General features: G+C 39.4%; 26 protein-coding genes and 1 pseudogene. 1 reads left to right on the plus strand and 26 read right to left on the minus strand.

Going from position 1 to position 23,967, the window contains the following annotated elements; all coding sequences use genetic code 11:
- Positions 1-58: 58 nt before the first annotated feature.
- The 21 genes and pseudogenes from atpA to prfA form a co-directional block, all read right to left on the minus strand.
- Entirely contained in the window at positions 59-1,567 is a 1,509-nt protein-coding gene (gene atpA, locus MLD65_RS11260; RefSeq protein WP_243291968.1) for a F0F1 ATP synthase subunit alpha, read from the minus strand.
- 15 nt (positions 1,568-1,582) lie between these two features.
- The gene (locus tag MLD65_RS11265) at positions 1,583-2,122 is read right to left on the minus strand and encodes a F0F1 ATP synthase subunit delta (RefSeq protein WP_243291969.1); all 540 of its coding nucleotides are present in this window, start codon (positions 2,120-2,122) and stop codon (positions 1,583-1,585) included.
- Positions 2,119-2,640, minus strand: a complete 522-nt coding sequence (atpF, locus tag MLD65_RS11270) for a F0F1 ATP synthase subunit B (RefSeq protein ID WP_243291970.1) — start codon at positions 2,638-2,640, stop codon at positions 2,119-2,121. The genes MLD65_RS11265 and atpF overlap by 4 nt, the downstream gene beginning before the upstream one ends.
- Before the next feature lie 156 nt (positions 2,641-2,796).
- Positions 2,797-3,009, minus strand: a complete 213-nt coding sequence (gene atpE / locus MLD65_RS11275) for a F0F1 ATP synthase subunit C (RefSeq protein WP_044896341.1) — start codon at positions 3,007-3,009, stop codon at positions 2,797-2,799.
- Between the two features lie 81 nt (positions 3,010-3,090).
- The gene (gene atpB / locus MLD65_RS11280) at positions 3,091-3,825 is read right to left on the minus strand and encodes a F0F1 ATP synthase subunit A (RefSeq protein ID WP_243291971.1); all 735 of its coding nucleotides are present in this window, start codon (positions 3,823-3,825) and stop codon (positions 3,091-3,093) included.
- Positions 3,826-3,831: 6 nt separating this feature from the next.
- The gene (locus tag MLD65_RS11285; protein WP_243291972.1) at positions 3,832-4,215 is read right to left on the minus strand and encodes an ATP synthase subunit I; all 384 of its coding nucleotides are present in this window, start codon (positions 4,213-4,215) and stop codon (positions 3,832-3,834) included.
- Between the two features lie 8 nt (positions 4,216-4,223).
- A complete protein-coding gene (locus tag MLD65_RS11290) occupies positions 4,224-4,445 on the minus strand; it encodes an AtpZ/AtpI family protein (protein WP_243291973.1) in 222 nt (73 codons plus the stop codon).
- Between the two features lie 199 nt (positions 4,446-4,644).
- Positions 4,645-6,894 (minus strand): S8 family serine peptidase, encoded by a 2,250-nt coding sequence (locus MLD65_RS11295; protein ID WP_279326051.1) that lies wholly within the window; start codon positions 6,892-6,894, stop codon positions 4,645-4,647.
- Positions 6,895-7,014: 120 nt separating this feature from the next.
- On the minus strand, positions 7,015-7,644 hold the full coding sequence (gene upp, locus MLD65_RS11300) for a uracil phosphoribosyltransferase (protein ID WP_243291974.1): 630 nt from the start codon (positions 7,642-7,644) through the stop codon (positions 7,015-7,017).
- 514 nt (positions 7,645-8,158) lie between these two features.
- Entirely contained in the window at positions 8,159-9,400 is a 1,242-nt protein-coding gene (glyA, locus tag MLD65_RS11305) for a serine hydroxymethyltransferase (protein ID WP_243291975.1), read from the minus strand.
- A 461-nt stretch (positions 9,401-9,861) separates the two neighbouring features.
- A complete protein-coding gene (locus MLD65_RS11310; RefSeq protein ID WP_243291976.1) occupies positions 9,862-10,434 on the minus strand; it encodes a TIGR01440 family protein in 573 nt (190 codons plus the stop codon).
- 12 nt (positions 10,435-10,446) lie between these two features.
- Positions 10,447-10,893, minus strand: coding sequence for a ribose 5-phosphate isomerase B (rpiB, locus tag MLD65_RS11315; RefSeq protein ID WP_243291977.1), 447 nt, complete (start codon positions 10,891-10,893; stop codon positions 10,447-10,449).
- A gap of 17 nt (positions 10,894-10,910) precedes the next feature.
- Positions 10,911-11,858, minus strand: a complete 948-nt coding sequence (locus MLD65_RS11320; protein ID WP_481748523.1) for a methyl-accepting chemotaxis protein — start codon at positions 11,856-11,858, stop codon at positions 10,911-10,913.
- Positions 11,850-12,044, minus strand: a pseudogene (locus tag MLD65_RS18430) (HAMP domain-containing protein); the annotation flags it as partial. The pseudogene MLD65_RS18430 and the gene MLD65_RS11320, both read right to left, overlap by 9 nt.
- Positions 12,045-12,211: 167 nt before the next feature.
- Positions 12,212-12,658, minus strand: coding sequence for a low molecular weight protein arginine phosphatase (locus MLD65_RS11325; RefSeq protein WP_243291978.1), 447 nt, complete (start codon positions 12,656-12,658; stop codon positions 12,212-12,214).
- A 446-nt stretch (positions 12,659-13,104) separates the two neighbouring features.
- Positions 13,105-13,650: a manganese efflux pump MntP gene (locus MLD65_RS11330; protein ID WP_243291979.1), complete on the minus strand. Its 546-nt coding sequence runs from the start codon at positions 13,648-13,650 to the stop codon at positions 13,105-13,107.
- A gap of 63 nt (positions 13,651-13,713) precedes the next feature.
- Entirely contained in the window at positions 13,714-14,763 is a 1,050-nt protein-coding gene (locus tag MLD65_RS11335; RefSeq protein WP_243291980.1) for an L-threonylcarbamoyladenylate synthase, read from the minus strand.
- 172 nt (positions 14,764-14,935) lie between these two features.
- A complete protein-coding gene (locus MLD65_RS11340; RefSeq protein WP_243291981.1) occupies positions 14,936-15,373 on the minus strand; it encodes a GNAT family N-acetyltransferase in 438 nt (145 codons plus the stop codon).
- A gap of 64 nt (positions 15,374-15,437) precedes the next feature.
- A complete protein-coding gene (spoIIR, locus tag MLD65_RS11345) occupies positions 15,438-16,106 on the minus strand; it encodes a stage II sporulation protein R (RefSeq protein ID WP_243291982.1) in 669 nt (222 codons plus the stop codon).
- Positions 16,107-16,402: 296 nt separating this feature from the next.
- Positions 16,403-17,272, minus strand: coding sequence for a peptide chain release factor N(5)-glutamine methyltransferase (gene prmC / locus MLD65_RS11350; protein ID WP_243291983.1), 870 nt, complete (start codon positions 17,270-17,272; stop codon positions 16,403-16,405).
- Positions 17,273-17,275: 3 nt separating this feature from the next.
- On the minus strand, positions 17,276-18,346 hold the full coding sequence (prfA, locus tag MLD65_RS11355) for a peptide chain release factor 1 (RefSeq protein WP_243291984.1): 1,071 nt from the start codon (positions 18,344-18,346) through the stop codon (positions 17,276-17,278).
- A gap of 222 nt (positions 18,347-18,568) precedes the next feature.
- On the opposite strand from prfA, the gene MLD65_RS11360 reads away from it, so the two are divergent.
- Entirely contained in the window at positions 18,569-19,075 is a 507-nt protein-coding gene (locus MLD65_RS11360; RefSeq protein WP_243291985.1) for a MerR family transcriptional regulator, read from the plus strand.
- Between the two features lie 26 nt (positions 19,076-19,101).
- Here the strand turns inward: MLD65_RS11360 and MLD65_RS11365 are convergent, their stop codons facing one another.
- From MLD65_RS11365 to glpX, 5 genes are all read right to left on the minus strand, one after another.
- A complete protein-coding gene (locus tag MLD65_RS11365; RefSeq protein WP_243291986.1) occupies positions 19,102-19,527 on the minus strand; it encodes a hypothetical protein in 426 nt (141 codons plus the stop codon).
- A gap of 96 nt (positions 19,528-19,623) precedes the next feature.
- Positions 19,624-20,265 carry a thymidine kinase gene (locus tag MLD65_RS11370; protein WP_243291987.1) on the minus strand — a complete coding sequence of 214 codons (642 nt, stop codon included), beginning with the start codon at positions 20,263-20,265 and terminating at the stop codon, positions 19,624-19,626.
- Positions 20,266-20,676: 411 nt separating this feature from the next.
- A complete protein-coding gene (gene rpmE, locus MLD65_RS11375; protein ID WP_243291988.1) occupies positions 20,677-20,877 on the minus strand; it encodes a 50S ribosomal protein L31 in 201 nt (66 codons plus the stop codon).
- A gap of 142 nt (positions 20,878-21,019) precedes the next feature.
- Positions 21,020-22,303: a transcription termination factor Rho gene (gene rho, locus MLD65_RS11380; RefSeq protein ID WP_243291989.1), complete on the minus strand. Its 1,284-nt coding sequence runs from the start codon at positions 22,301-22,303 to the stop codon at positions 21,020-21,022.
- A gap of 687 nt (positions 22,304-22,990) precedes the next feature.
- Positions 22,991-23,953: a class II fructose-bisphosphatase gene (gene glpX, locus MLD65_RS11385; protein ID WP_243291990.1), complete on the minus strand. Its 963-nt coding sequence runs from the start codon at positions 23,951-23,953 to the stop codon at positions 22,991-22,993.
- Positions 23,954-23,967 lie beyond the last annotated feature (14 nt).

The following is a 23,967-nucleotide window of genomic DNA, read 5'->3' on the forward strand; positions in this document are numbered from 1 at the left end:
GCCGACTCATTAAAGGGGTTGTGAAAAGCGATTTTTTAGGCTTTTCACAACCAAAACATTATTCCGAAACGGCAAATGTCTTCTTAAAGCCTGTAATCGCTTTTTCCATTTTCGCATCTTCAGGAAGGTTTCCTGTCGTGCGAATTTCATTAAGAAGCTCTTTTTCGTTTTGATCTAAATATGCGAAAAATTCTTCTTCGAAACGACGAATATCTTCAACAGGAATATCATCTAATAATCCTTTTGTTAACGTGTAAAGGATCATTACTTGTTTTTCTACAGCGATCGGTTTGTTAATGCCTTGCTTTAAAACTTCAACTGTACGCGCACCACGATTTAATTTCGCTTGTGTCGCTTTATCAAGATCTGAACCGAATTGTGCGAAAGCTTCTAATTCACGATACGCAGCTAAGTCTAGACGTAACGTACCAGAAACTTTTTTCATCGCTTTAATTTGTGCTGAACCACCAACACGAGATACCGATAGACCCGCGTTTACGGCTGGACGAACACCAGAGAAGAATAAATCAGATTGCAAGAAAATCTGTCCGTCAGTGATGGAAATAACATTCGTTGGAATATATGCTGAAATGTCACCAGCTTGTGTTTCAACGAATGGTAATGCAGTTAAAGAACCTGCTCCCTTTGCATCACTTAATTTTGCTGCACGCTCTAAAAGACGAGAGTGTAAGTAGAATACATCCCCCGGGAATGCTTCACGTCCTGGTGGACGGCGTAATAATAGAGAAAGCTCACGGTATGCAGCTGCTTGCTTTGATAAATCATCGTATACAACAAGCACGTGTTTACCGTTATACATGAAGTGTTCACCCATTGTTACACCAGCGTAAGGAGCTAAGAATAACAGCGGAGCTGGTTGAGAAGCAGATGCTGTTACAACGATTGTGTAATCTAATGCACCATGCTTACGAAGCGTTTCTACTACGTTTCGAACAGTCGATTCTTTTTGTCCGATTGCAACGTAAATACAAATCATATCTTGATCTTTTTGGTTCAAGATTGTATCGATGGCAACTTGCGTTTTACCTGTTTGACGGTCACCGATAATTAACTCACGTTGACCACGACCAATTGGAATAAGTGCATCAATTGCTTTAATACCTGTTTGCAGTGGCTCATGGACAGATTTACGATCCATTACACCAGGTGCTGGACTTTCGATCGGACGCGTTTTTGTCGTTTCAATTGGGCCTAATCCATCAACTGGTTGTCCTAATGGATTTACAACACGGCCAACTAATTCTTCACCAACCGGAACTTCCATGATACGACCCGTACGACGAACTTCGTCCCCTTCACGGATATCTGTGTAAGGTCCTAAAATGACGATACCGACGTTATTTTCTTCAAGGTTTTGAGCCATACCCATAACGCCGTTTGAGAACTCAACAAGCTCACCAGCCATGACATTATCTAGGCCATGAGCACGAGCAATACCGTCACCAATTTGAATAACAGTACCAACATCACTTACTTTAATATCTGACTGATAGTTTTCAATTTGCTTTTTTATCAGCGCACTAATTTCTTCAGCTTTGATGCTCATGAGTTTCACCCCTATCTACGAACTTTTCGCAACTAATTCACGTTCAATACGTTCTAGCTTTCCGCTTACGCTACCGTCAAAAATTCGGTTACCAATACGGAGTTTCACGCCTCCGATTAAGCTTTCATCGACAACATTTTCAAGACGAAGCGATTTTTTACCGATTTTTTTGGCAAAAACGTCGGAAATAGCTTTTAACTGTTCATCATTTAGTGGACGAACGGAATAAACTGTCGCATCTTGAGTTCCTTGTTCTTCATTCGCTAGTTCTACAAAGCGGTCTGCAAGTTCAGTTACAATCTCGATGCGATGACGATCTATTAATAAAAGAAGTGTATTAACAATGTCACTTGATAAAGAAACAAATGCTTCTTGTATTAACGCTCTTTTATTCGTTAGCGATACTTTTGGATGTGTAAGTACTTGTAAGAAATCGCTATTATCTGAAAAAACTTGTTTCACAACACGTAATTCTTTTTCGAACTGATCAATGGCTTTTTTTTCTTTTGAGATTTGAAAAAGAGCGAGAGCATATCGTTTAGCTACACCCATCATAACTCTTCTCCTACCTCTTTAATGTAGTCGTTAATCAGCTTTTCTTGTTCTTTTTCATTTAATTGCTTTTCAATGACTTTAGAAGCAACTAATACAGATAATGAAGCGACTTGTTCACGTAATGCCGCAACAGCTTGCTCTTTTTCTTGCTCGATTTCTTGTCTAGCCGCCTCTTTTAAACGGTTAGCTTCAGCACGAGCTGTTTGAATAATATCTTCTTTTTGCTGTTCGCCTATCTTCTTAGCATTTTCAACAAGCTCTTGTGATTCTTGACGAGCCTTTTTCAGTAGTTCACGTTGCTCTTCTGCTAATTTTTTCACTTCTTCATGCTTTTGCTCTGCAGAACGAATTTCGTTTGCAATGTGATCTTCACGCTTCTTCATCATGCCCATTAACGGACCAAAAGCATATTTTTTGAGCAATGCTAACAAAATTAAAAATGCGATAAGCTGGAATAAAATATCTCCGCCATTAAAAGCGCCACCAGCTGCACCAAGGGCAAGGTCAAATGTTAACACGGCTTGTTTTCACTCCCTTCAAGAGTTCCATCTTAACTCAATAAGTCAACTCATATATGGATAAGAACGCGAATTAAATCGTTTTCAAATGTTTTACTTTACATAAAGGAATGGCGAAGTGTTTAATATTCTTCGCCATTAGTTGTAAACAATCATTTACGCACCAAATACCATGAATGCGATAACTACCGCGATGATTGGAATCGCCTCAACTAATGCAACCCCGATAAACATTGTTGTTTGAAGCATTCCGCGAGCTTCAGGTTGACGCGCAATACCTTCAACTGTACGAGATACGATAAGACCGTTACCAATACCAGCACCAAGTGCCGCTAAACCAATTGCAATTGCAGCTGCTAATAAATTCATGAGAAATGTCCTCCTTTTATCATTTAGAAAATATTTTTTTAAAAATAAAATGTAAATCATGAAAGCTTAGTGAATATATGATTAATGGTCATGACTCACTTTGTGTGCCATATAAACCATCGTTAACATTACGAAAATAAAGGCTTGGATGGCCCCGACGAAAATACTAAATCCTTGCCACGCTAACATTGGTACTATAGCAACAATGGTGCCGATAATACCACTACCAACGCTTTGGGCATATCCATTTGTTGCAAGACCCGCTAATAGTCCAAGTAAAATCTCACCGGCAAAAATGTTACCGTAAAGACGTAGACCAAGCGTTAATGTGTTTGCAAACTCTTCAATTATCTTTAAAGGAAATAAGAAAGGAAGTGGCCTTAAGAAATCGCGACCATATTCGCCTGCCCCTTTTAGCTTAATACCATAATAATGCGATAGGGCAACAACCATAACCGCTAACGTTAATGTAATGGTTGGATCGGCAGTTGGTGATTTCCACCATAGCTCATGTCCAACGATAACGGAAAATGGAAGTCCTAGCATGTTCGCAACGAAAATATACATTAGTAAGGTAACCCCTAATGTTAAGAAGCGACCGCCAGTTTTCCAGTCCATCGTGCTGTTGATGATGTTTCTAACAAAGTCTAATACCCACTCCATAAAGTTTTGCATTCCAGTAGGATTCATGGATAAAGTGCGGGTTGATAATACGGCGATGATGAATACAATCACACAAGAAATCGTGATCATAAGAATGTTTGCTAAGTTAAAGTGCAGACCTAAAAATTCAACGATTGGAGCTTCGTGACCCAACAGAATTCACCTCTCTTCCCAAGCTTGTCCGCGAATATAGAAAAAATAATCTATCATAATGACAACATACATTGTCATTAATCCAATAATTACACTTATAAAATGAAAGTATTCAGGGAATCTTAGTGAGATTAATACCGCTAATCCTGCTGCGGCCATTCTCGAAATTGTTCCTAAAGAACGTGCTGCCCGTCCTTCATTCATTTTATCTCGAAACTGTTTAGATTTGCGAATTAGTAACCATAAATTGTAGAGGCTAAAGCTAGTACCAAGAATGAGTCCGAGGAAAATCGTTTGATAAGAAGTAAGCCCCCACCCCAAAACATAAATAGAAAACAAATACAATATATATTTTTTGCTCCTTGCTAGTAAGTTCTCGAAAGAATACATCGTTGAATTCATTCCCCTGAGAAATAGTGTTGGACTAACCGGAGCATGGCATATATCCCTGCAGCAAGTCCGATGAGAAGGCCAATGATTAAAAAAAACGGGCTTGAATGAAAACGATCATCGAGCCATCTACCTGCAAAAATACCAATAAGTGTTGATCCGACTAATTGTGACAAAATCACAGACATTAAAGCCATTGCTTGGAGCGGATGGCGTTTGTTTTGTCGCATAATATTGAATCCTCACAACATTTATAATATAAGGATTTTTCAAGGTTTTATACACCTTTATGTAAGGATTGTGAAAACCTTATCATTTACTCCCCGTTTAGCATACAATAGCCACTATTCGATGTCAATCTGTTTCATTCTAAAAGTTTCATAAATCGACAAATGCCTTCCAATTTGTTCACATTTTTTTCACAAAATTTCAGCGACTTTTTAACAGTTTTAAATCGAGTAAAATGTCCGTCTCTAATTGATCTTCCTTCTCTCCTTTTTTCGCAAAAATGATTGCCTTATAAAGGCCTTCTGGAAGGTGTAGTTTTTCTTTTTTTATATCGATCGATCTTAAGCCCCTTTTTACATTTCGTTCCCAGTCTAAAAAGCCAATAAAACGAAGTGTGTCTGGATCGTACAATGCAATTCCAAACTCATCCGCTCCACCCGGTAAATAAAGCTCATAATGAAAGGTGTTCGCGATATCTGCTAATCCGAATTCAAACCCCATAAGTCGTGGATAGTCTGGCTCATCAGTAACAAATAAATACGGAATACGGATTTGTTGATCATCCGCTTGTACGTAGAGGGAGCCATCATATACGCCTTGATGAAACAAGCTTGGCGTAATATCCGCTGTCACCGTCACCTGCTTTTGTTCATTTGCACGTATAACGATTGTTTTAGGCAGTTTCCATTGAATGCCCTCTCGATGATCAGGCTGTAAAAATATAAATTTCTTTGGATAATTCGATTGATTATCAAGCGTTAGTGTTACTTGCTTTTGTACACGTGCGCCACTCGACTTCAATTGTCCGAATGTAATAGAGGCTGGATAAACGAGTGCCTCTGTCTGTATGGCTTTTACGACATCAATCCGTCCCGCTCCTTGCTCATAAGCTGGCAATAGGTTCCCTTCTTTACTTTTTAATGGTTTAGCACTATTCATAAGCGATGCTTTCACTTGTTCCGGCGTCCAATTTGGTCGCACTTGTTTAATTAAGGCACAAGCTCCTGCCACATGCGGTGCTGCCATACTCGTTCCTTGTAAGGCTAAATAACCACTAGGGATCGTGCTATCAATGGCAACACCTGGTGCTACAACATCCGGCTTAATATCCCATGAAGTTGTCACCGGACCTCTTGAACTGAAGTCCGCTAATGTGTCGACCTCTTTTTTATAAACTGTTTTTAACCAAGTTTGATTCTTCAAATTGTGCCGCAACCACTCTCCATCTTCTTTGGAAATCGAAGCAACTGGAATCGAAAACTCTTTTTCTAAATGACCGATAAAGCGCCCTTTTACATCATTATAAATAAGCACAGCTTTTGCACCGCGATTAATTGAATTTTGAACTTTTTCTGTAAACGATAGCTTTCCGCGTTTTAATAAAACGACTTTCCCTTGAACATCATTTGGGAAGTCCTCTTCTTCACCAAGCTTCGCATATATGATATCTTCAGAGCCTGTTAAATCCCATTCTTTCGCTCCATAAAGTGGAAGTAGCTTTATTTGTTTCCGGTATCCCGAAAGCGACAAATACGGCACTTTAATAGGCGGTGTTGATGCCCCGACAGAAATCGCTTTACTTGCTGTTCCAGGCGAACCTACAGTCCACGGTTTTGGACCGGAGTTTCCACTAGACACAACCGCGATGATCCCTTTTTCAACCGCTTTATTTAAAGCAAGACTCGTTGGCCAGTCGGGCCCATTCACATCATTCCCTAGCGATAAGTTTAAAACATCTACCTTATCTTCAATCGCTTTTTCAATGGCAGCAATGACTTGCTCAGATGTCCCCATTCCATTCGGACCTAATGCTCTGTACATAATAATGGAGGCGTCAGGGGCCATTCCTTTTAATTTACCATCTGCTGCAATAATTCCAGCTACATGTGTTCCGTGAATCGTTGCCCCAAGTTCATTCGCCTTTGTTTCCATCGGATCTGTGTCGATATCCACGAAGTCATAGCCTCCTTTGAAGCTATGGCGTAAATCTGGATGTGTATAATCGATCCCGGTATCTACAATCGCAACGGTTACACCTTTCCCTGTTAAACGCTCATTTCGTTCGTTAAAGTAACCGCGAATTTGTTCCCCACCAATAAATGGAACACTTTCTTCAATATGTGTCTCATACGTAGCGACAGGGCTTGCATGAGAAATATAAGATTCTTTCATTAATTTTTCTAGGTCCCCTCGTTTCCCTTCAACGGAAAAACCGGTAAACGCTGTTTGAAACTGATGACGTATAAGAACAGAAGGATAGCTTTGTCGAATGCGTCGCTTCACTTTTGAAAGCGGCTGATCATTCACGACGATAATCATCGCTATCCTTTCCTCTTGATCTTCTTCAGGTAATGCAGGGATGGTTGGATATTGAATAGTAGCATACGTTTGTAGTGGATAGAAGATGATGATAAACATCATAAAAAAAGAGCTTTTAACGAATGAACACATATTCTCACCTCAATCGTTAGTTTGCTCTTATCCTTGTTTTTCATGAATGAAGGCTAAATTTTTATCATTTTATCGAAATTAAAAATAAAACAGCAAGCAACGCGTGCTTGCTGTAATACTTTATTTTGTTCCAAATAAGCGGTCACCTGCATCGCCTAGTCCTGGAACAATATATCCGTGATCGTTTAATTTTTCATCTAGTGCTGCGATATAAATATCAACATCTGGGTGTTCCTTTTGCATCACTTCCACACCTTCAGGAGCTGCTACTAAGCACATAAAACGGATGTTTTTCGCACCGCGTTTCTTTAACGCATGAATCGCTTCAACAGCAGAACCTCCTGTTGCAAGCATTGGATCGACTACGATTAGTTCGCGCTCTTCTACGTCAGAAGGAAGCTTCACATAATATTCAACCGGCTTTAACGTTTCAGGGTCACGATAAAGACCAACATGACCAACTTTTGCTGCAGGGATTAATTTTAATATTCCGTCTACCATTCCTAAGCCTGCACGTAAAATAGGGATAACCCCAAGCTTTTTACCTGATAACAGTTTAGCCTTTGCTTTACTTACAGGTGTTTCAACTTCCACTTCTTCAAGTGGTAAGTCGCGTGTAATTTCAAATGCCATTAATGTAGCAACTTCGTCAACTAACTCACGAAACTCTTTTGTACCCGTATTTTTATCGCGAATATACGTTAACTTATGTTGAATTAACGGATGATCAAACACATACACTTTACCCACGCTACACATCTCCTTTTCTCTTTTGCACCTCAATCGATTGTACAGAAAAAAGAGCGTCGTTTCAACTTTTAAAAGCATTATAAAAAAGGGAGTTTTGGAAATCGTAGATAAATTGTAAACACCGTCAAGCTCATGTTTATTAAAAAAGGAAATGAATATGTTTTTTATTTGAAAGCGTTAGCAAAAAGTTCTTTCATTAAATGGGAGAGGGGCTTATAAAGGATAATTGCACGGGTTTTAGAAATAATTGCACCACTTTTGGAAACAATTGCACGAACTCGGCCTTTAATTGCACGAATCTCAAAATAATTGCACATCATTTTGTCTAATTGCATATTTCATGCATTATTTGCACATAAAGGCCTTTAATTGCACGACCTTCCCTTCATTTAACTCGTACTGATTTTGAAAAAATGCTATTCTCACCTTTCTAGAAATCATCACTTCATTCAAATTTATACGAAAACAGTCACATAAAAAGCACCCTCCATAAAGGAAGATGCTTTTCATCTTTTTAAAGGCTCGGATATAGAGAAAATTTTTCCGAAAGTGCATTTACACGATTTCTTGCTTCTTCAAGCTTTTCTTCATTCTCATGATTTTTTAATGCGAGGGAAATGATCGATCCAATTTCATCCATTTCTTCCACACCAAAACCGCGGCTAGTTACAGCTGCTGTACCGATACGAATACCGCTAGTAACAAATGGTGATTCTGGGTCATAAGGAATTGTATTTTTATTAACGGTAATGCCAATTTCATCAAGGACATGTTCAGCGACTTTACCCGTTATATTTAAATTACGCACATCAATTAAAATTAAGTGATTGTCTGTACCACCAGAGACAAGCTCAATTCCCTCTGCTGTTAATTTTTCGGCTAAGCGTTTGGCATTTGTAATAATGTTTTGTGAATAAGTTTTGAACTCATCTTGTAATGCTTCGCCAAAAGCAACAGCTTTTGCTGCAATCACATGCATTAATGGGCCACCTTGAATTCCAGGGAAAATAAACTTGTCAACTTTTTTCGCGAACTCTTCTTTACATAAAATCATACCGCCGCGTGGACCGCGTAATGTTTTATGCGTTGTCGTTGTCACAAAATGAGCATACGGAACAGGATTTTGATGTAAGCCAGAAGCAACAAGCCCTGCAATGTGAGCCATATCAACCATTAAGTAAGCTCCTACTTCATCTGCAATTTCACGGAACTTTTTGAAATCAATTTCACGTGGGTACGCGCTAGCACCTGCTACAATTAGCTTTGGTTTATGTTCAATCGCTTTTTGGCGAACATCTTCATAATTAATCAAATGTGTTTCTTGGTCGACACCGTATTCAACGAAGTTGAACTGTATACCACTAAAATTTACAGGGCTTCCGTGTGTTAAATGGCCACCGTGAGAAAGGTTCATTCCTAAAACCGTATCACCTGGCTCTAATGCTGCATAATAAACCGCCATATTTGCTTGTGAACCAGAGTGTGGCTGAACGTTTACATGTTCTGCACCGAAGATTTCTTTTGCACGATCGCGCGCGATATTTTCAACTACGTCTACATACTCACAGCCTCCGTAATAACGACGACCAGGATAACCTTCTGCATATTTGTTTGTTAACACAGATCCTTGGGCTTCCATTACGGCTTCACTAACAAAGTTTTCAGATGCGATTAGTTCAATTTTTGTACGCTGGCGTTTTAATTCATCTTGAATCGCTTGAAATACTTGTGGATCTTGGTTTTGGATATTGTTCATCGTTAAGTTCCCCTTTCTTTATATCGGTGCATGAATAGTGAGCTTGTCTTACATAAGATGCGCATAAATATGCAAGCTGTATACTGCTTCTTTTAAACCAAAACACTCGCATGAATGATTCAAAAAATTTTCACAGTTTGTACTATTACATTTTAGCATGTTTCGTTGGTCACAAAAACTTATTTTCTACGTCGTATGGTCACAACGAATGTACCCCATCATTTTTGTCCAACCGAAATAATATCTATTTTTCTTTATTTTATATAAAGATATTATTTTTTCAAGTCATTTTTACATATTCGTTCGGGATTTATGTATTTTTCGCTTTTAAAATTCATTCCTATTTATAATTATATCATTATTTACACACATTTTGTTTATAATATATTTTTTTATACGGGTTTTAACTATGTAAATAATAAAAGGCAAAATGCGTAAGAACATTTTGCCTTTCAGATGATTCACGTACACGATTCCTCTTTTTTCGTTTGTTCATATTGTGCTCGCGCGCCACCGATTAGTTTCGGTCTCGTTGTTGCTAGCGTGACGTGTGCATGACCAATTGTATTACGCGAGCAACGAACCGGGACGGCTACATGTTTTAAGTGCATTCCGATTAATGTATCGCCAATATCCATACCAGCATCCGCCTTAATAAACTCGACAACAACCGGGTCTTTCATCTGTTCAAATGCATAGGCAGCCATCGAACCACCTGCTTTCGGTACAGGGACGACCGATACAAGTTCGAACTTGTTTTTTTCCGCTACTTCGCGTTCGATAACTAATGCGCGATTTAAATGTTCACAACATTGGAAGGCCAAGTCGACACCTGTTTCTTTATGAAACTGAAATAACTCATTGTAAATCATTTCAGCAATCGTATTCGCACCGGCCGTTCCGATTCTTTCTCCGATCACTTCACTCGTGCTGCATCCAATGACAAAAAGCTGACCTTGACGGAAAGAAACTTGTTGCTTGAATTCTTGTAAAATGGAAGAGAGTTCTTCTTTCCAATCCTGTAAGTGTGACATTGTGATCGCTCCTTACAGATTCTTTTCTTCGTATTCCGTAATTTTTCCGACACGGCGCGCATGACGACCACCTTCATATTCGGTTGTAAGCCATGTTTTTGCGATTTCTATCGCTAAGCCAGGACCGATCACTCGCTCACCCATCGCTAATATATTGCTGTCATTATGCTCACGTGTAGCTTTTGCACTAAAAACATCATGAACAAGTGCACAACGAATTCCTTTTACTTTATTGGCTGCAATGCTCATGCCAATACCTGTTCCACAAATTAATATGCCGCGATCAAACTCACCACTTGCTACGCGCTCTGCAACAGGCAGCGCATAATCCGGATAGTCAACGGACGTTTCACAGTCGCACCCTACATCCTCATATTCAATATTCATCTCTTCTAGTAGCTTTCTTACTTCTTCTCTAATATTTATTCCACCGTGGTCTGATGCAAGTATAACTTTCATATAAAACCCTCCTATTATTAATACGTAAACCGTTCAATCATTTGTTTTAATTGTTCGGCACTCACTAAAAGATTTTTCGTTAAATGATGAATGTTTTCGATATTCTTCGTTTGATCTTGCACAGCACGTGTTACTTCTTGTGAGCCTGCAGATGTTTCCTCAGCAATCGCCGCTACTTCTTCCGATTGTGCTCCTGTTTGTTGAATGCCATCCATTTGCCGCTTGGCAAGACGTGAAATTTGTTTGACCGCTTCGGCAACTTGCAAGATGGACTGTCCCATTTCTTCAAGCTTTTGTTCTGTTTCTTCTCCTTTTTTCACTTCTGTTCGTGCGTCGGTTACTTGTTCACGAATTTGTAAGACGACTTCATTCACTTCATGTTGAATGTTTTGGATTAATCTTGAAATCCCTTGGACAGCCTTTGCACTTTCATCCGCTAGTTTCCGAACTTCTTGGGCAACAACAGCGAACCCTTTTCCATGTTCCCCCGCTCGCGCTGCCTCAATTGAAGCATTTAAGGCGAGTAAATTCGTTTGATCGGCAATATCCCCAACGAGTGATATAATAGATTCTACTTTTTTCGCATTCATTTCTAATCGCTGCACAACCTCTATGGACGACTCGCTTTTCTCTGCTAAATGATGAATACCGCTAATTAAAGAGTGAAACACTTTTGTGCTTTGGTCAAGTGATTGAACCATTTCATTTGATAATTGTTCTGATTTTTTTGCTTTCGTTTCGACTTCATTTGCTAATTTTACTGTATCTTCTAACGATTCTGCCGTCTCTTGAATGGATATAGCGGTTTGATCTGAACCACGTGAAATTTCTTCAATCGTGTATGTAATACTTTTCGCTTTCTGTTCTGCTTCTTCGGTTGCTAAATGAATACTTTGTACTTGTTGATTCGTATTCTCAAAATTTGTATTTATTTTTCGTACCATATCTCGTAAATTCGCTAGCATATGATTGAACGCGATACCTAAAGCTTGGATTTCATCGCTACTTCCTGATACGGGTACATCTTCTTGAATGTCTCCTTCTGCCGCCTTTTTTGCTGACTGTTCAAGGCGTTGCAACGGTTTTATGATGAATCCAGCCGCAATATAAGCTAAAATTCCAGACCATATAATGCCAAGAGAAAACGTCATAATCGTAAAAAATACTTCAGAAATATATTGCGCGACAAATTCATAGACTATGTAAATAAAAAAAGCGCTTGTAGAATATGTAATAATAGCTAAAATCGTTGTAAATAATACGAGCTTTTGACGAAGACCAAATCGATATCGCTTTCGGGCATCCACAATACTCACTTCTACTTCTCCTCCATCAATTTTTCAACAAGTTTCTCAATTTTTTTGTACAAATCTTCCCTAGTTAAGCGATATGTTTCAAGCGAACCACCAAATGGATCGATTACATCCTCTTGACGGTCGAAAACAAATTCAGATAATGTATGCGTTTTATACGATGCCTCCGGAAACTCATCGCACACCAGTTGTTTATGACTTTCTGTCATCGTTAAAATATACGTTGCCCAATCAACAAGCTCTTTAGTTAACGAAGAGGAACGGTGCTCGATATCAATTCCTTTTTCTTTTAATACTTCGATCGTATTCATCGATGCCTCACTTCCATCCATCGCAAATACACCAGCGGATCGAACATTCATTTTCCCCTCACTCATTTGACGTAAAAGCGATTCAGCCATCGGACTACGACATGTATTACCTGTACAAACAAATAAAATGTTTTGTTGCAATAGACCCACTCCTTTTTGCCCACTTTTCTTCACATATTTTTATTATAATCGAAATCCATTCATCCTCGTAATTCTTATTCGATTTAATTCATGAATTTTTCTAAATTTATGAAGGGTGGGTTGAATTGGCTACATTATGTGAGGAAGAGGTTTGGTGAAATCGCTTTCAATAATTGACTAGCTATCTTTTTAACGAATACCTCGGTGAAAAAACGCTAATTGCACGAGTTTTCACATGAATTGCACCACTTTAAGGAACAATTGCACGAGATTACTGATTAATTGCACGAATCTCTGAAATTATTGCACATGATGTTCTCTTTTTGCATTTCCTTATCCCGATTTGCATCTAATTTGGGTTAATTGCACTACTTTTCCGCTACTTCAGTCACTATACGAAGTTGTAGCCAAAAAATAAAAAACTTGGCATAACCGCCAAGTAATCTTTACATCGGTATTAATAATTTGATGCCAAAGGCGAGTAATATGCACCCACCAAGCGATTCACTATATGCACCGATCCAATTTTTTACATGTTTACCGATAAGTAATCCGCCCCATGTTAAGACCATACTGACAAAACCAAACAAAAGTATCGTTAAAATCGTTCGAGCGCCATAAATGCCTAAGCTTAAACCGACAGAAAAACTATCTAAACTAACACTTAATGAAAAAACGAATAACCCAAATCCCATTGGCGTGATTAAAGGGGTTTCATCTTGGCGAAACGATGCGATAATCATTTGGATACCTAAGATGATGAGTAAACTCCCGCCTGCATAAGTCGCGAGAAACCCTAGTTGTTCAGAAATAACCTTTCCAATCATCATCCCAGAAAGTGGCATAATCATGTGAAAAATACCGATCGTTAAACCGATATAAAAAATTTGCCTCATTCTCATTTCAATCAAACCCATTCCTAGTCCAACTGAAAATGCATCCATACCGAGCGCGAATGCCATAATCGTTAGTGTTAATAGTTCTTCTAACATAAAAAAACCTCCTTGGACACGCCTAATTCAAACTATGCGTACCCGAAGGAGATTATGACTTCTCTATTCATTTGACTCTTTAATAACGCGTTGCCCCGCTGCTTTTAACAAACGATTCATAATGGCTTGACCTACCCCGACTTTTGGAAACGATTCACTTAATAACACATCTAATGATTGTTCATTAAATGAACGGAGAGCATCATAAAGATGAGCTGCTACTGTGGATAAGTCGCTTCTTTTTCCACAAACAATGATATGGTCAGCATTATAGGAAGTTCGATGCTCTTCAGTTGTTAACACCCCTACCTTTTTACCTTGACTGCGGTATTTTTCAATGAGCGATTGTAAAAACTGTGGACTTCCTTCAACAATTGAAAGGGGGGCATCCGGTGCATAATGCGTATATTTCATTCCAGGTGATTTCGGTTTTTTTGCTTCATCTACGATATTTTTATCGTATTCTACTTTACCAATTACTTCTTCTATCTCTTCTTTGGATATGCCGCCTGGCCGTAAGATCACGGGCATTTTTTCGGTACAGTCGAGGACTGTTGACTCCACTCCGACTCCTGTCATCCCCCCATCGACAATCCCAGCGATGCGACCATGCAAGTCTTGCTCAACATGTTTAGCAAGCGTTGGACTCGGTTTTCCGGAAAGATTCGCACTAGGGGCAGCAATCGGTAGTTCGGAAGCTTTAATAAGACTAAGCGCAACAGGATGGCTTGGCATTCGAATGGCGACTGTATTTAACCCCGCTGTGACATATGTGGATAACCCCGCTTTTTTCGGCAAAATAAACGTAAGCGGCCCTGGCCAAAACGTTTCCATCAGCTTATATGCATATTCCGGTATGGAAGTAGCGATATCGTTTACTTGATGTTTGTCGGCAATGTGGACAATAAGTGGATTATCACTTGGCCGCCCTTTTGCTTCGTATATTTTTAATACCGCCTCATCTGATGTCGCATCTGCTCCTAAGCCATATACGGTTTCCGTGGGGAAGGCAACGACTTCACCACTCTTTAAAAATTGAGCAGCCTCCTGTATTGGTAAACTTTCTGAATTTACATTATCCACATTATCCACAACCCAGAACTTTGTATCCATTTTGTGTCGACTCCTTTTATTCACAACCTATTCTATCTTTTACACAATTACTATTTCGTAAAATATAAGGTTTTTCAACAAAATAAACAAGTTTTATCCACAAACTGTGGACAAAACTTGTTGTAAAAGTGGATAACTTTGTGGATATGACCACTTATCCACGATTGTACTCTCATTTTACCATAACTACTGCGGTTTCATTGTGCATCATCGTTTGAAGATGTTGATGATTCTCAATATGTTTCGGTACTTGATCGATATGAATCGGTTTAAACCCTACCAGTTTTAGAAATTCCGACGAGGCACCGGTATGTGTGACCAAATAAATCTTTTGAATATTTTTATGCTTCACGAGGAGATCGATACTTTGCCATAATGTGACGAGATGCGCTTCGTTTATGTGTTTCGACGCAACGAATGAACGCAATAATCCATCTTTCTTAATCATCTCAATCCCAATACAGCCAACAATGTCTCGTTCATCACATTCAAGCAGGACAAACTGTTCGATCATGTTTTCTATTCCATTTGTTGAAAGGCCAGCTTGTCCGATAAATTCTTTTAATGCTCCTACATCTTTTTGTTCGGCTATTCTTAACGAATAAAACATCTTTTCCCCTCCACAATCGTGTCTAGTACCCAATGTATGAGGAGAATTTTGTTTTATTCCCATTTCACGAGAATAATGTTGTAAACCATTCGACAATAAAAAACTTCACTTCTACTTCTTCTTTATCATCTTCTTCGTTTGTCACAAGGTCACTGATGACTTCAGCCTCTTTTGTTTCGTCCTCTTCGTCTTCATTTACTGTGACACCTTCTTCTAGCTCTTTCGCATCTACTGCTTCGCTATTTGAAAAATCTAAAAAACATAATGGCGGAAACAATACACACCACCAATTCGCCCCTTTTCCTTCACCTAATGTTACAAGAATCGCTTCATAGTTTCCAGCTGGATATAAATATTGACCGTAAAGCTTTGTTGGAAAAGCTACTTTATTGAAATTAACCGTAAATGGTTGTTCACTATTTTCTTCTTTTAACACCGTTTGAACAATCTCTTCAATTTCCGGTAATCGATTTTGAATTAATCGTCTTGCTTCTTCAATAGATGTCATGTTTAACACCCATTTATTGACTTCGGCATTGATTTCATCGCGAATCTTACGCTTTAGCGATTGATCCCCTTCTTGATTACTATTTGCTAAGATTCGTAGACGAATCGCTTCATCTGGGATAACGACTGTTCCATTTGCTGATACAGTCGGTGTTTGATAAGCTGTTAAAATACCACCTAATAATAATAGAAAAAGATAAATAATAACGAATAATTGTCTTTTCATCGTTCCCCTCTCCCTTCAGTTGTCATTATGGTCAAAGGGGAGGCAGCTTAAACGTTCTATTGCAAAAAATCTATTACTAGTTTATGAGAAACGATGGTTGGAAGAATCGTTTTTGCCAATCTCGTTTCAAAACAAAAAGCCGCACCGGTATCCCGGAACAGCCTATTGTAACTAAGAAAAGCATAAGCGCCTTGCTCAACCTCAGGCAAAAATGTTCTTACGACGCAAAGGCGTTTTTTGCCTTTATGGCGTCACGAGAGGACAGGCGCTGAAGCTGGACAGAACAGCGCCGTTTATTAACATTTCCTAAAACAAGTAGCAAAAACCATTCGGTCTTTTCCATTTATATCAAATACAATTTCTACTTCAGCGTCTGGCATCGATCGCTTCAATAAGCTCGCGACCGCTTCTCCTTGACCAGCTCCAACTTCAAAACCGATGAGCGCTTTTGTACCGATCACCTTCGGAATGTCTTCTGCTAACCGGCGGTAAAACGTGAGCCCATCTTGACCGCCGGCTAAAGCACGTATTGGCTCAAAATCTTTGACAATAGGGGAGAGAACTTCGACCTCTTCGTCTGGAATATACGGAGGGTTTGATACGACAATATCAACTTTCTCTCCTTTTTCAATTAATGGTGCAAGCAAATCACCTTGAATAAAGCTTACTGACGCATGGAATTGTTCCGCATTTTTTTTTGCAACGGTCAGTGATTCAGATGCGATGTCAATTCCCGTAACCTTCATCTTTTCGTTTTCACGTGCTAATGTCACGGCAATCGCGCCACTACCTGTCCCGACATCAACAACTTTTATTTCCTCACGCTCAGGAAATAGGCGATTTGTTCGATCTAAAATGCCAACGATTAATTCCTCTGTTTCCGGCCTTGGAATTAACACTTCTTTATTTACAATAAACACGCGTCCGTAAAAATGCTCGTACCCGATAATGTATTGGACAGGTATACCTTTATTCCCATGCTTCTTTACATCTTCCTGATACATTTGCCAAATGTCTTCTTCTATATCCATTCGTAAATGAGCTAGCAATTGGGCGTGGGTCATTTTTAAATGATGACAAAGTAATATTTCGGCTACTCTTTCTTCTCTTCCCGCATCAAGTAAAAAAGAAGAAGCCCATTTGAGGGCTTCATATACTTTTGGCATTTGTTACTCTCCTGCTTGTTGCAGCTTATTCGCATGATCTTCCACGATTAGGGCATCGATGACTTCATCAAGCTTCCCTTCGAGGATTTGATCAAGCTTTTGAATCGTTAATCCGATGCGGTGGTCGGTTACGCGGTTTTGCGGGAAGTTATACGTACGAATTCGTTCAGAGCGGTCTCCAGAACCGACAGCTAATTTTCTCGTTTGATCGTATTCTGCCTGTGCTTCTTGTTGGAATTTATCATAAATACGAGCACGTAGTACTTTCATCGCTTTTTCTTTATTTTTAATCTGAGACTTTTCATCTTGGCATGATACGACAATCCCAGTTGGTAAGTGTGTTAAACGAACAGCTGACATGGTCGTATTAACACTTTGACCTCCAGGGCCGCTAGAGGCAAACGTATCAACACGAATATCCTTTTCGTGAACTTCTACTTCTACTTCTTCTGCCTCTGGTAAACAAGCAACGGTTGCCGTAGAAGTGTGAATACGTCCACCTGACTCTGTCTCCGGAACGCGCTGTACACGGTGAGCACCGTTTTCAAACTTCAAACGAGAATAAGCACCTTTTCCGTTAATCATAAAGATGATTTCTTTGTAACCACCTGTTCCAGTGCTGTTTGCCTCCATCACTTCTGTCTTCCACCCTTGCGCTTCGGCATAACGGCTATACATACGATATAAATCAGCTGCAAATAACGCTGCTTCTTCACCGCCGGCAGCACCACGGATCTCCATAATAACGTTTTTGTCATCATTCGGATCTTTTGGAAGCAATAATACTTTTAAGCGTTCTGATAATTCTTCTTCGCGTGATTGTAGCTCAGATACCTCTTCTTTAACCATTTCACGCATTTCCGCATCCAGCTTTTCTTCTAGCATCGCTTTCGCATCGTTTAACTGCTCTGTAACGGATTTATATTCTCTGTAAACATCAACGGTTTCTTGTAAATCTGATTGCTCTTTCGAATATTCACGAAGCTTTTTCGGATCGTTCACAACTTCTGGATCCATTAAAAGCTGATTCAATTTCTCATAACGTTCTTCTACTGCTTGTAAACGATCTAACACGGACCTTCACCTCATATTTAATCCATAACATATTAATTATAGTATAGGGTAGGGAAACCGTCAAAAGCAAATTGTCTTCGCTGTCGATTCAACATGAATCTTTGCCGATGACAGCTATCTTTGCCGAATGAACACTTCTTTTGTCAAACAAGAAGGGACAGCCCTTTTTCCAGAGAATACGTTTATTATATGATTACATTTTGGAAAAAGGAGGTATAACAGATGAATACATCAGCAGCTGCCAAAAAACTAGGCGTCTCTCCTAAAACAGTACAGCGTTGGATTAAACAACTTGATTTACGAATTGAACGCAATGACCTCGGACATTATATGTTTTCGGAACAAGATATCAACTTGCTCCAGAACATTCATGAGCAAATTCAAAATGGTGTTGCGATAAAAGACTTAACCATTCCAGAACAAGCTAAACATGAAGATCCTGATATTCATACTTCAACTTCAGGAAATGGCCATGATCACGAAAGACTTTGGGCAAAACTAAAGTCGCTCGAGCTTATGATGTATCAAAAAGCAGATGATGTTGTTTCCTATCAACTTCTGCAGCATCGGCAGGAGATGGAAGAGTTACAAGCACGCATTGAAGAACTGGAGGCAAGAATTGTAGCACTTGAAAAAGAAAAAAGAGATGAAAAAACCGTTTCGTTTGAACCGACCGGAAAAAAAAGAATGTTTCGCAGAGGATTTATTAGCTCTATTTTTGGATTATAAAAAACCCGCTCTTGTCTGAACGAGTTTTATTCTTTTTCTTTTAATTGAACACGTATATCAAACCTTGGTAGTGCATCTTGAAACTTATCACGTAGTTGCTTCTCTTTCTTGTTTAATTCTGTTTTTGTCAAATCGTTTGACGTGAAAACCGTTACCCATGCATCATTCCCATTTGTCCACATTGATCCTAACCAATATCCCTTTTCCATGTTTAAAACATTTTCGATTTGTTCTTGGTTCTCATTTGTGTTAAGCGGACTATTTGAAATATCAACATTTGGATTTTGTTCTGAGTAATCAACATTTTTGTGTAAATTCTCTGGATTATATCCATCGGTCATTAATTTTGTTCCATAATCATCTTGATCCATGTCGCCATCTTGTGCTGCATTGTTAAAGCCACAACCAGTTAAAAGAAAAACGAACGGTAAAACAATAAAAAGTTTTCTCAAAGTCGCGGCACCTCCTTTTATTTCTTAAGGTGCCCTTTTTCTCGTTATCATCATTCTATATAAATATTGGCAGCGAAAAACCCTTATCGTTAAAAGTTAACAATAAGGGTTTTTCATTAATGCCATACCGTTCTCTAATTTGTTTTCCAGTTTCGACTGAGGGCTTCCAGGTACTTCATGATGGTGGCGACAACGGGCTTCGTACGATTCAGATGCCCCAACTAAAATAATCGGATCATGATAGGATGCTGGTTTTCCATTAATCAACCGTTGCGTACGACTTGCTGGTGATCCACATACGGAGCAAACTGCTTGCAGCTTCGTAACAGACTCTGCAATCGCCATTAATTGAGGAACAGGGCCAAACGGCTCACCACGAAAATCTTGATCTAAGCCTGCTGCAATAACGCGATATCCTTTATCCGATAAAGTTGTGACAACATCGATAATCGGTTCATCAAAAAATTGCACTTCATCAATCGCAACGATTTCTGTATCTTCTTGTACTTGTTTTAAAATATCGATTGAAGTTGAAACGGGCTTCCCTGTTACAGACGCTCCATTATGGGAAACGACCGCCTCTTCACTGTAGCGGTTATCGATTGCTGGTTTAAAAACTTGGATTTTCTGTTTCGCAAATTGCGCCCGCCTTACACGGCGAATCAATTCCTCGGACTTACCGGAAAACATACTTCCACAAATCACTTCAAGCCATCCACTTTGCTTCATTACATACATCGCTTTAAATCCCGTCTCCCTTCTCCTCGAAATATGTAACGCTCTTTTTTATAAAGTGAAACTTCATTCAGTGGGGTTTTTTCATCCCCCACTGAATGTTAGTTGAACGAATCGGACCTTTACAGGCTGTTGTCCCACACCTATCTTCTTTGCTTTACTACATAATGTTAAGGTGGGGGTCTTACTGCCCGTTAAGAGTGGGATAAAAAAGTACAAGCGTCCTTGATCATCCCCGAAAAGCAACGTTTTTACGACGAAAAGGCGCTTTTTGCCTCTAGGGGATAAGTGGCTTTCACCAGAAACCATAGACTACATAAATCCCTAAAAACTGCTGAATCTATGAAAAAACTCTTTTACGCGAAAAAAACAGGCAAGAAGTAAAAGCTTGCCTGTTTTTTAATCTGTTTTCTATTATTTAAGGCCGTATTTTTTGTTAAATCGATCGACACGTCCACCTGCATCAGCGAATTTCTGACGTCCTGTGTAGAATGGATGGCATTCAGAACAAACCTCAACGCGCACCTCTTCTTTTACAGAACCACTTTCGAATTCGTTACCGCATGCACATTTTACCATTACTTTTTTGTACTCTGGGTGAATTCCTGGTTTCATTCTTTTCATCTCCTTCCGCCCTGAATCATTTTGAAACAGAGTTATCTATTCGAAACGTGAAAGTCACGTTTCAATGTCTAATTTGCACATAAAAAAATTATAACAAGCCTTTAATTGAAATGCAAGACGACTTTATTTAACATTATAAACCTTTGTTTCCAGCACCTGCAGTTTTCCACTCATCTTTTAGTATTTCAAAAAATTCATCATTTGTTTTCGAATAACGCATCTTTTTCAAGAAACGCTCTGCAAAGTCAGGATGATCGGACATCGTTTTCCGAACCGCCCATAACATTTCCAGATGATCACGAGGAATAAGAAGCTCTTCTTTACGCGTACCTGAACGACGAATATCGATAGCAGGGAAAATACGTTTTTCCGCTAATGAACGATCGAGATGAAGCTCCATGTTTCCAGTTCCTTTAAATTCCTCATAAATAACATCATCCATACGGGAACCTGTATCAACTAAGGCGGTTGCTAAAATCGTTAAGCTACCCCCTTCTTCAATGTTCCTTGCAGCACCGAAGAAGCGTTTCGGACGATGGAAGGCGGCTGGATCGATACCACCTGATAGCGTACGACCACTTGGTGGAATGACTAAGTTATAGGCACGAGCAAGCCTTGTAATCGAGTCCATTAGAATAACAACATCTCGTTTATGCTCGACAAGGCGCATCGCTCGTTCTAAAACAAGCTCCGCCACTTTAATATGATTTTCCGGCACTTCATCAAATGTAGAGCTGACGACATCTCCATTCACAGAACGCTCAATATCCGTTACTTCTTCTGGGCGTTCGTCAATTAATAAGACGATTAATTCTGCTTCCGGGTGATTCGTTGTTATGCTGTTGGCAATTTCTTTTAACAGCATCGTTTTACCCGCTTTCGGGGGAGCAACGATTAATCCACGTTGACCAAATCCAACTGGGGCAATTAAATCCATAATTCTCGTTGATAAATTTTTTGGCCCTGTTTCTAATTTCATTTGACGGTTTGGGTATAACGGTGTTAAGCCAGGGAAGTGTACACGCTCTTTTGCTGACTCTGGATCATCTCCGTTGACCGCTTCCACATGTAACAGACCGTAATAACGTTCATTTTCCTTAGGAGGACGAACTTTTCCGGATACTTTATCACCATTTCGTAAATCGAAGCGACGAATTTGTGACGCAGAAATATAAATATCTTCGGCACTTGGCGAATAATTAATCGGACGTAAAAAACCGAATCCTTCCGATTGAATAATTTCAAGTACACCTTCCATAAAAAGAAGATCTTCCTGTTCAGCATTTGCTTTTAAAATCGCAAAAATTAGTTCTTTTTTTGTCAATTTACTGTAATAAGAAATTTTGAATTGTTTCGCTAATTCATACAACTCTTTTAGCTTCATATTTTCAAGAGTCGCAATCGAAATTTCACTCATGTCAACACCACACTTTTCTAAAAACTCATTATTTACTTAATCTTTCATTCAAAAAACAGTTACATTTTTCATCCATGTTTATCTTCGTTCGAAAAAATAGATAAAAGTGAAGGATGCGAAGGAAGCAAGAAGATCAGATGCAGATCATATATATTCTTTTTACTTTTTACGGACTCCTTTAGTTGTACCGTATTTTATTTCTTTTCGCAATAGATTTTCGAATTTTATAAAGTGAAACTTTATTCAGTGGGGGTTTTTTTCATCCCCCACTGAATGTTAGTCCCTACGGGATGACCTAAAGGCCCTTGTGACCCACAAGATGTGGGTTACACAGACGTTGCCACAGGACGTGGCGTTCTTAGTCTGTGTTCTTTATTTTCGGACCTTTACGGGCAGTTGTCCCCCACCTATCTTCTTTGCTTTACTACATAATGTTGAGGTGGGGGTCTTACTGCCCGTTAAGAGTGGGATAAAGGAACTTTTTAATAGAATGCTTTCGTACTTGTTCAATCCTTGGAGGTGAGGAAACCGTTGAAGATTCGTTTTACACAACCAAGATGAAATCGTCATTTTAGTATCCTACTAAAGAAGAGTAGTTAGGAGGAATTGTTCTTTTTATACTTTAATAAAATCTCTATCAATTTTGCTAAAGCAGGAAGAAGCTCCCACTTTAGCAACTAGCAATCATTATTTCATGACAAGATTTGGCTTTTTCTTTAATGAATGACGGCCGTCAATAAAGCGAAGGGTTCCTGATTTCGCACGCATAACAAGGGAATGAGTTGTACCAACAGTTCCTTTTAACTGAACGCCTCTTAACAGCTCTCCATCTGTCACACCTGTAGCGGCAAAGATTGCGTCATCACCTTTTACTAAGTCTTCCATTCGTAAGATTTTATTTACATCGATACCCATTTTTTTGCAGCGCTCTAGTTCTTGATCGTTTTGTGGGAGAAGCTTTCCTTGAATTTCTCCACCTAAACATTTAAGTGCAACAGCGGCTAATACACCTTCTGGAGCACCGCCTGAACCGAATAAAATATCAACACCTGTATGGTCAAATGCTGTATTAATGGCACCTGCTACATCTCCGTCGTTAATAAGCTTAATACGTGCACCTGCTTCACGTAATTGCTCGATAATATGTTGATGGCGGTCGCGATTTAACACAGTCGCAACTACGTCTTCAATATCTTTATTTTTTGCTTTTGCTACTGCTTTTACATTATCAATAATTGGTGCTTCAATATCGATACACCCAACAGCTTCTGGACCGACCGCAATTTTGTCCATATACATATCCGGTGCATGGAGCATGTTTCCATGGTCTGCTATCGCGATAACAGCTAATGCATTCCAACCACCTGAAGCTACAATATTCGTACCTTCAAGAGGATCTACCGCCACGTCCACGCGAGGGCCGTAACCAGTACCTAGCTTTTCCCCGATATAAAGCATTGGCGCTTCGTCCATTTCACCTTCACCGATGACAACCGTTCCTTTCATCGGAACAGTATCAAATACATCGCGCATTGCAGATGTTGCAGCACCGTCTGCTTCATCCTTTACGCCACGTCCCATCCAACGTGCTGAAGCTAATGCAGCCGCTTCTGTCACTCGTACTAACTCCATTGATAAGCTACGTTCCATATCATTGTCCTCCC

The sequence above is a fragment of the Bacillus sp. FJAT-47783 genome (genome assembly GCF_022808615.1).
In the GTDB taxonomy this organism is placed as follows: domain Bacteria; phylum Bacillota; class Bacilli; order Bacillales; family Aeribacillaceae; genus Bacillus_BZ.

Coding starts and splice junctions, on each gene's coding strand:
- atpA (WP_243291968.1), bottom strand. CDS start 1,567: ATGAGCATCAAAGCTGAAGAAATTAGTGCGCTGATAAAAAAGCAAATT.
- MLD65_RS11265 (WP_243291969.1), bottom strand. CDS start 2,122: ATGATGGGTGTAGCTAAACGATATGCTCTCGCTCTTTTTCAAATCTCA.
- atpE (WP_044896341.1), bottom strand. CDS start 3,009: ATGAATTTATTAGCAGCTGCAATTGCAATTGGTTTAGCGGCACTTGGT.
- MLD65_RS11285 (WP_243291972.1), bottom strand. CDS start 4,215: ATGTATTCTTTCGAGAACTTACTAGCAAGGAGCAAAAAATATATATTG.
- MLD65_RS11290 (WP_243291973.1), bottom strand. CDS start 4,445: ATGCGACAAAACAAACGCCATCCGCTCCAAGCAATGGCTTTAATGTCT.
- MLD65_RS11295 (WP_279326051.1), bottom strand. CDS start 6,894: ATGTGTTCATTCGTTAAAAGCTCTTTTTTTATGATGTTTATCATCATC.
- glyA (WP_243291975.1), bottom strand. CDS start 9,400: ATGAACAATATCCAAAACCAAGATCCACAAGTATTTCAAGCGATTCAA.
- MLD65_RS11310 (WP_243291976.1), bottom strand. CDS start 10,434: ATGTCACACTTACAGGATTGGAAAGAAGAACTCTCTTCCATTTTACAA.
- rpiB (WP_243291977.1), bottom strand. CDS start 10,893: ATGAAAGTTATACTTGCATCAGACCACGGTGGAATAAATATTAGAGAA.
- MLD65_RS11320 (WP_481748523.1), bottom strand. CDS start 11,858: ATGCTAGCGAATTTACGAGATATGGTACGAAAAATAAATACAAATTTT.
- MLD65_RS11330 (WP_243291979.1), bottom strand. CDS start 13,650: ATGTTAGAAGAACTATTAACACTAACGATTATGGCATTCGCGCTCGGT.
- MLD65_RS11335 (WP_243291980.1), bottom strand. CDS start 14,763: ATGGATACAAAGTTCTGGGTTGTGGATAATGTGGATAATGTAAATTCA.
- MLD65_RS11340 (WP_243291981.1), bottom strand. CDS start 15,373: ATGTTTTATTCGTTAAGAATAGCCGAACAAAAAGATGTAGGAGCATTA.
- spoIIR (WP_243291982.1), bottom strand. CDS start 16,106: ATGAAAAGACAATTATTCGTTATTATTTATCTTTTTCTATTATTATTA.
- prmC (WP_243291983.1), bottom strand. CDS start 17,272: ATGCCAAAAGTATATGAAGCCCTCAAATGGGCTTCTTCTTTTTTACTT.
- MLD65_RS11360 (WP_243291985.1), top strand. CDS start 18,569: ATGAATACATCAGCAGCTGCCAAAAAACTAGGCGTCTCTCCTAAAACA.
- MLD65_RS11370 (WP_243291987.1), bottom strand. CDS start 20,265: ATGTATGTAATGAAGCAAAGTGGATGGCTTGAAGTGATTTGTGGAAGT.
- rpmE (WP_243291988.1), bottom strand. CDS start 20,877: ATGAAACCAGGAATTCACCCAGAGTACAAAAAAGTAATGGTAAAATGT.
- rho (WP_243291989.1), bottom strand. CDS start 22,303: ATGAGTGAAATTTCGATTGCGACTCTTGAAAATATGAAGCTAAAAGAG.
- glpX (WP_243291990.1), bottom strand. CDS start 23,953: ATGGAACGTAGCTTATCAATGGAGTTAGTACGAGTGACAGAAGCGGCT.